The sequence below is a fragment of the Sphingomonas jinjuensis genome, assembly GCF_014197105.1.
Classification (GTDB): domain Bacteria; phylum Pseudomonadota; class Alphaproteobacteria; order Sphingomonadales; family Sphingomonadaceae; genus Sphingomonas; species Sphingomonas jinjuensis.
Genome location: NZ_JACIEV010000011.1, coordinates 125,402 through 132,592, shown reverse-complemented (window position 1 = coordinate 132,592; position 7,191 = coordinate 125,402). Strand labels below are relative to the sequence as shown.

Below are 7,191 nucleotides of genomic sequence, written 5' to 3'. Positions count from 1 at the left end.
GCTGCATCAACAGGCCGGACACACGGAAGCACCTGAACCTGCGCGATCCAATCTTCCGAACACCCCCTTGTATCCGACGGGGCGTCCACACACGGTCGTTCCGCTATTGCCCCAAAGGCAGAAATTGTCTGCGAGCTTATCCGGCGCTCACTCCGCGCTTTTCTCTGGTCCCACGTTTCCGCACGTGATGTCCCAATGCGGCACAGCGCGGATCGTCCATGCAGTTTCAGGCGACATGGCCAGCGAGATGGCTTACCAAATTGCCGAGCCAAACCGGCCGTCGAATAAACGGGGAATTTATGCTGAAATTGGGTTTTGCCGCGTTGGTAGCTTCGTCGGCTCTGATTGCCGCTCCAGCCACCGCTGTCACTACTGTTACTAGTGGCAGAGTTAATTCGGCATTCTTGTTCTCGCCAGTCATTAGTCTTGGTACCAATCCCGCGACCTATAGTGCAATGAACGGCACCACTTTTCAGGTTGGGGCAACTGACGATCTCGCTTCTGCACAGGGCCGCACTGGTACGCTAGACGGACTCATCAACTTTTCACAGACGGTTGGTACCATCATAACGCAGACCTTAGACAACCTTTTTGTTTTCGGTGACGGTCAAGGCGGCTTCTATTATTTTTCTGGCACCTCCGTTCAGACGCGCACGTTTGCGAGCACTCCTGGCGTGACAACGTCGGGCTCGATCAATGTGTTCGGCTCGCTGCTCAATACCAGTCGCGGCGTGAGTGCCACCGGATCAACACTGACTATCTCCTTCAATTCGACTGGTGGATCATCATACTCGAGCAGTGCGACCCTTCTCGTAGATGGCAATACTCCGGCAGTCCCTGAGCCCACCACGTGGGCGATGATGCTGGTCGGCTTTGGCATGGTTGCCGTTGCAGCGCGCTACCGTCGTCGCAGCGTGAAGGTGTCGCTCGCTTAACCTCCTTGGTTAGCTGATTGCGGAAAGCCGTCAGTTGCAAGGCTGGCGGCTTTTCTACGTCCGTTTTTCTAAGTCCGTTTTCCACCGAGGCTGTGTGAAAACGTCTCGTCGCATCCGAAACGAGCAACAACCGAAACACAGTTGAGAACCGCGTGTCAAAACAGAATCAAGAGGCGTACAACTTTGAATCTTTGTTGCTTGTCACGCGTCGCGTTTTACGTTTTCACACAGCCTCGACCACAATGAGACAGCAGAACGCGCCGGCTCGGCTCCCAAAACCGGACGCTCATTCAAATGCCGCGCGGGTCAAGAATAGCGATGGTTGGCCTACCGGGCAGCCTTCGCAATAGCCTCCGCGTCTCCGCGTCTCCGCGTCTCCGCGCCTCCGCCTCCGCGCCTCCGCGCCTCCGCGCGAACCGCCCTTCTTCGCGTCTTCGCGTGAATCAACGACACGCACGAAAAAGGCCGCGGGAGTGAATCCCGCGGCCTGACGTCGATCGGGTTCGGCCAGGGCCGACCCGTCGGCCGAGCACGTGCCGTCTCGCGGGCTAGCTGGCGCTAGCCGCGTGCGTCACTTGCTGCGCTCGACCTGTTCGAAGTTCAGTTCGACCGGGGTCGCGCGGCCGAAGATCGACACCGACACCGACACCTTCGACTTGTCGAAGTCCAGCGCCTCGACGACGCCGTTGAAGCTCGCGAACGGGCCTTCCAGCACCTTGACCGCATCGCCGATCTCGTAGTCGACCTTGACCTTCTGCTTCGGCGCGGCGGCGGCCTCTTCCTTCGAATTCAGCATCCGCGCGGCCTCGGCCTCGCTGATCGCCTGGGGCTTGCCCATCGACCCCAGGAAGCCCGTCACCTTCGGCGTGTTCTTGACGAGGTGATAGACGTCATCGTTCATCTCGAGCTTGGCGAGGACGTAGCCGGGCATGAACTTGCGCTCGACCGCCACCTTCTTGCCGCGGCGCGCCTCGGTGATCGTCTCGGTTGGAACCTCGATCTGCTCGACCAGCCGGTCGAGTCCCAGCCGGGTCGCGTCGGCCATGATCTGGTCGCGGACCTTGCCCTCGAAACCCGAATAGGCGTGAATGATGTACCAGCGCGCCATGTGCGGCCTTTCCGTCTATGTGGTTACTGCGCCAGCTTCAGCAGCTGCTGCACGATGGTGTGGAAGAAGCTGTCGACCGCGAAGAAGAACACCGCCAGGATCGTGGTCATGATGACGACCATCAGCCCCGTCATCCACGTTTCCTTCCACGTCGGCCAGACGATCTTCTTCGTCTCGGTGCGGACCTGGTTGATGAATTCCATGGGGGTCGTCTTGGCCACGTGGATGTTCCGATACCCGTTGTGAATGCGGCCGCTTCGCGACATGGTTTCTCTCGCCGTTTCCGAAGGGGAAACGGCGCGGGGCCCGTGTACGCTTGTCGGATCGGCGGGGATTTAGACCTGCGCGGGCGATGGCGCAAGGGGCGGGGATGGATTGACTGCGGACGTCAGCGGCCCGCCACCTCGCGAAAGCCCGCGATCAGCAGCGCCGCCGACTTGTGGACGTCGTGCCGCGCCTCGACTCGGCGGCGTCCCTCGGCCCCCATCGCCGCGCGGCGCGCCGGCGGCGAGGCGAGGGCATCGTCGAGCGCCTCGGCCAGCGCATCGACCGAGCCGGAGGGGAAGATCCACCCGCAGCCGTCGTCGACCAGCTCAGGAATGCCGGCGATGATCGTCGTCAGCACCGGCCGCTCGAGCGCCAGCGCCTCCATGATGACGATCGGCAGCCCTTCCGCCAGGCTCGGCAGCAGCAGCGCGCCGGCGTCCGCGATGTGGCGGCGAACCTCCGGCGCGCTCGCCCAGCCGAGCAGGCGGATGTTGGCGGCAACGCCGTGGCGGCGCGCGGCCTCCTCGATCGCGGCCCGGTCCTCGCCGTCGCCGACCAGGTCGATGGTGACGCCGGGATGGCGCGCGGCGACTCGGGCCAGCGCCTCGGGAATCAGCACCTGCGCCTTGTTGGCGCACAGCCGGCCGACGCACACGATGTGGCGCAGCGGGCCGGGCGGGGGCGGGGAGGGGACGAAGTCGGGCAGGTTGAGCCCGCACGGCACGATGCGGACGCGGGTCGCCTGGTCGGGTGCCTCGGCGACGATGCGGCCGCGGCAATAGTCGGTGATCGCGGCGACGAAGCCCGCGTGCGCGACCTTGTGGGCCATCGCGTTGCGCTTAGGCTCGACCAGCTCGTCGGGTCCGTGGACGGTGAAGCTATAGGTGGGGCCGCCCAGCGCCCTGGTCAGCACCGCGACGGTGGTGGCGTTGGTCGAGAAATGCGCGTGGATATGCTCGATCCCCAGCGCCTTCGCGCGGCGGCGCATCCGGATCGCCTGGAGGAGATAATTGACGTGGCGGACGAAGCCGCGCCCTTCCGCGCGGTACATATGCCACCAGTGCGGCAAAGCGCGGGCGAGGCCGACGGGATTGACGAAGGGCTCGGTGATCGCACCCCAGGCGAGCACGGGGACGTTGCCCGACAGCAGATATTCGGTGCGCGCCTGGTCGGCGCGATCGTCGGGGTCGACCAGCTCTTGGTCCCAGCGCCGGCTGGCGAAGCGATGCACCGGCTGTCCCGCCGCCTCGATCGCCTCGATCTCGCGGCGGATGAAGGTGGTGCTGGTCAGCGGATAGGTGTTGAGCAGATAGGCCAGTTTCATGGCACCGGCCCTATCATCCGGGCGACATCACCCGGTTAACGCGCATGGTGGGGATGGCAGGAGTGGAGGGATTCGAACCCACGGCCCTCGGTTTTGGAGACCGATGCTCTACCACTGAGCTACACTCCTACTGCGGCCCCGATAGGATTTCATGACCGAGGCGGCAAGCGGTAAAAGCGCGGAAGTTGACCGCGGGGGCCCCGATCGGTATAGGCCCGCCGCGTCCGAAGGGGAGATTCCCTGACGGGCAAGCTTGAACATTGCTGGATGCAAAAGACCGGGGCCGGGGCGGTTGCGACCGCCATCCGTCCCTTTTTGTATTCCGAAGTGCTGTGATGGCTCCAGCAAAGTAACCCATTTACGAGGTGAAGGCTTCATGCCGACGATCAACCAGCTGGTCCGCAAGGGCCGCGAACCGCAGAAGGCCAAGAGCAAGGTCCCTGCAATGGAGCAGAACCCGCAGAAGCGCGGCGTCTGCACCCGCGTGTACACCACGACCCCGAAGAAGCCGAACTCGGCGCTGCGCAAGGTGGCCAAGGTCCGCCTGACCAACCAGCGCGAAGTCATCAGCTACATCCCGGGCGAAGGCCACAACCTGCAGGAGCACTCGGTGGTGCTGATCCGCGGCGGCCGTGTGCGCGACCTTCCGGGTGTGCGCTATCACGTGCTGCGCGGCGTGCTCGACACGCAGGGTGTCAAGGACCGGCGTCAGTCGCGTTCCAAGTACGGCGCTAAGCGTCCGAAGTAAGCCGACGACCCGTTCGTCACCAAGGCTGAAGTTTAGAAGGAATTTGAAATGGCACGTCGTCGTCGTCCCGAAAAGCGGGTCATCCTGCCTGATCCCAAGTTCGGGGATGAGGTTCTGTCGAAGTTCATGAATTCGGTCATGCTGGACGGCAAGAAGTCCGTCGCGGAGCTGATCGTCTATGGCGCGCTCGAGACCGTCGAGAGCCGCGCCAAGAAGGACCCGCTGGGCGTGTTCCACGAGGCGCTCAACAACATCAAGCCGGGCATCGAGGTCCGCAGCCGCCGCGTGGGCGGTGCGACCTATCAGGTGCCGGTCGAGGTCCGTCCGGAGCGTGCCCAGGCGCTGGCGATCCGCTGGCTGATCTCGGCGGCGCGTGCCCGGTCGGAGAACACCATGGCCGCCCGCCTGTCGGGTGAGCTGCTCGACGCGTCGAACAACCGCGGCAACGCGGTGAAGAAGCGCGAGGATACGCACCGCATGGCCGAAGCGAACCGCGCGTTCAGCCACTACCGCTGGTAAGGCTTGGATACCCCAAGACTTTGACCTATATCGTGGGGAGCCGGCGGACAGCCTGCTCCCCACATCGCTAAGGAAACCACGATCATGGCCCGCAGCCATCCGCTCGAGCTCTATCGCAACATCGGCATCATGGCGCACATCGACGCCGGCAAGACGACGACGACCGAGCGCATCCTTTACTACACCGGCAAGTCCTACAAGATCGGCGAGGTCCACGAGGGCACCGCGACGATGGACTGGATGGAGCAGGAGCAGGAGCGCGGGATCACGATCACGTCGGCTGCCACCACCTGTAAGTGGAAGGCCGAAGAGGGCAAGGGTCCCGAGCACCTCATCAATATCATCGACACCCCCGGCCACGTCGACTTCACCATCGAGGTCGAGCGTTCGCTGCGCGTGCTCGATGGCGCGGTCGCGTGCTTCGACGGCGTTGCCGGCGTCGAGCCGCAGTCGGAGACGGTGTGGCGCCAGGCCGACAAGTACGGCGTGCCGCGGATGTGCTTCGTCAACAAGCTCGACCGCACCGGTGCCGACTTCTACTTCTGCGTCCAGTCGATCATCGATCGCCTCGGCGCGAAGCCGGCGGTGCTGTATCTCCCGATCGGCATCGAGGGCGGCTTCAAGGGTCTCGTCGACCTGGTCGAGAACCGCGCGATCATCTGGCTCGAGGAGAGCCTGGGCGCGAAGTTCGAATATCAGCCGATCCCCGACGATATGGCGGAGAAGGCGGCGAAGTATCGCAACGACCTGATCGAGCTCGCCGTCGAGCAGGACGACGACGCCATGGAGGCGTATCTCGAGGGCAACGAGCCCGATTCGAAGACGCTGAAGGCGCTGATCCGCAAGGGCACGCTGAACATGTCGTTCGTGCCGGTCGTCTGCGGTTCGGCGTTCAAGAACAAGGGCGTCCAGCCGCTGCTCGACGCGGTGGTCGACTATCTGCCGTCGCCGCTCGACGTGCCGGCGATCAAGGGCGTGAAGCTCGACGGCGAGACGCCGGACGAGCGTCCGTCGTCGGACGAGGCGCCGTTCTCAGCGCTCGCGTTCAAGATCATGAACGATCCGTTCGTCGGCTCGCTCACCTTCGCGCGCATCTATTCGGGCGTCCTGACCAAGGGCAGCTACCTGAACTCGGTGAAGGACAAGAAGGAAAAGATCGGCCGCATGCTCCTCATGCACGCGAACTCGCGTGAGGACATCGAAGAGGCGCGCGCGGGCGACATCGTCGCGCTGGCGGGCCTCAAGGAGACGACGACGGGCGACACGCTCTGCGATCCGGCGAACCCGATCATCCTCGAGCGCATGGAATTCCCGGAGCCGGTAATCGAGCTGTCGGTGGAGCCGAAGACCAAGGCCGACCAGGAGAAGATGGGCGTCGCCCTCAACCGCCTGGCCGCCGAGGATCCCTCGTTCCGCGTGTCGACCGATCACGAATCGGGCCAGACGATCATCAAGGGGATGGGCGAGCTCCACCTCGAGATCCTCGTCGATCGCATGAAGCGCGAGTTCAAGGTCGAGGCGAACGTCGGTGCGCCGCAGGTGGCGTATCGCGAGTACCTCAAGAAGCCGGTCGACGTCGACTACACCCACAAGAAGCAGTCGGGCGGCACTGGCCAGTTCGGCCGCGTCAAGGTGAAGCTGACGCCGGGCGAGCGCGGTGCGGGCATCGTCTTCAAGGACGAGATCAAGGGCGGTAATATTCCCAAGGAATATATCCCCGCGATCGAGAAGGGCTTCCGCGAGACGGCGGCCACGGGTTCGCTGGTCGGGTTCCCGATCATCGACTTCGACATCGTCCTGTACGACGGCGCCTACCACGACGTCGACTCGTCGGCACTGGCGTTCGAGATCACCGCGCGCGGTGCGATGCGTGAAGCGGCCCAGAAGGCCGGCATCACGCTGCTCGAGCCGGTCATGAAGGTTGAGGTCGTCACCCCGGAGGACTATCTGGGCGACGTCATCGGCGACATGAACAGCCGCCGTGGGCAGATCCAGGGCACCGACACGCGCGGCAACGCGCAGGCGGTGACCGCGATGGTGCCGCTCGCCAACATGTTCGGCTACGTCAATTCGCTGCGCTCGTTCACCCAGGGACGCGCCAGCTATTCGATGCAGTTCTCGCACTATGATGAAGTGCCGCAGAACGTCGCCGACGAGGTGAAGGCGAAGCTCGCGTAATCGCACGGCATCCGGTTCGCCGGGTGCCGGGCTTCGACGGCACGGGTTTAAGGCTCGTGTCGACCCCCTCGGGGGTAGCGTTGAATGAAATCACTCGCTATGGGGCCGCGTT

At 63.8% G+C, this 7,191-nt stretch carries 7 protein-coding genes and 1 tRNA gene; 4 read left to right on the top strand and 4 right to left on the bottom strand.

From position 1 onward, the window contains the following. Positions 1 to 218: 218 nt before the first annotated feature. Entirely contained in the window at positions 219 to 935 is a 717-nt protein-coding gene (locus GGQ80_RS16625) for a PEPxxWA-CTERM sorting domain-containing protein (protein WP_183986921.1), read from the top strand. Between the two features lie 571 nt (positions 936 to 1,506). Here the strand turns inward: GGQ80_RS16625 and nusG are convergent. The 4 genes from nusG to GGQ80_RS16605 all read right to left on the bottom strand — a co-directional run bounded on the left by nusG (position 1,507) and on the right by GGQ80_RS16605 (position 3,763). Beyond that, the gene (gene nusG / locus GGQ80_RS16620; protein WP_183986919.1) at positions 1,507 to 2,043 is read right to left on the bottom strand and encodes a transcription termination/antitermination protein NusG; all 537 of its coding nucleotides are present in this window, start codon (positions 2,041 to 2,043) and stop codon (positions 1,507 to 1,509) included. Between the two features lie 23 nt (positions 2,044 to 2,066). Next, on the bottom strand, positions 2,067 to 2,264 hold the full coding sequence (gene secE, locus GGQ80_RS16615) for a preprotein translocase subunit SecE (protein ID WP_183986917.1): 198 nt from the start codon (positions 2,262 to 2,264) through the stop codon (positions 2,067 to 2,069). A 167-nt stretch (positions 2,265 to 2,431) separates the two neighbouring features. Continuing rightward, entirely contained in the window at positions 2,432 to 3,634 is a 1,203-nt protein-coding gene (locus GGQ80_RS16610) for a glycosyltransferase family 4 protein (RefSeq protein WP_183986915.1), read from the bottom strand. 54 nt (positions 3,635 to 3,688) lie between these two features. After that, positions 3,689 to 3,763, bottom strand: a tRNA-Trp gene (locus tag GGQ80_RS16605). Positions 3,764 to 4,010: 247 nt separating this feature from the next. Here GGQ80_RS16605 and rpsL point away from each other — a divergent pair. The 3 genes from rpsL (at position 4,011) to fusA (ending at position 7,079) form a co-directional block, all read left to right on the top strand. Further along, entirely contained in the window at positions 4,011 to 4,382 is a 372-nt protein-coding gene (gene rpsL / locus GGQ80_RS16600) for a 30S ribosomal protein S12 (protein ID WP_029936467.1), read from the top strand. Positions 4,383 to 4,430: 48 nt separating this feature from the next. After that, positions 4,431 to 4,901 carry a 30S ribosomal protein S7 gene (gene rpsG, locus GGQ80_RS16595; protein ID WP_183986913.1) on the top strand — a complete coding sequence of 157 codons (471 nt, stop codon included), beginning with the start codon at positions 4,431 to 4,433 and terminating at the stop codon, positions 4,899 to 4,901. Positions 4,902 to 4,985: 84 nt separating this feature from the next. Further along, complete coding sequence (fusA, locus tag GGQ80_RS16590; RefSeq protein ID WP_183986911.1) at positions 4,986 to 7,079, top strand: elongation factor G; 2,094 nt, start codon at positions 4,986 to 4,988, stop codon at positions 7,077 to 7,079. The last annotated feature ends 112 nt before the right edge of the window (positions 7,080 to 7,191 follow it).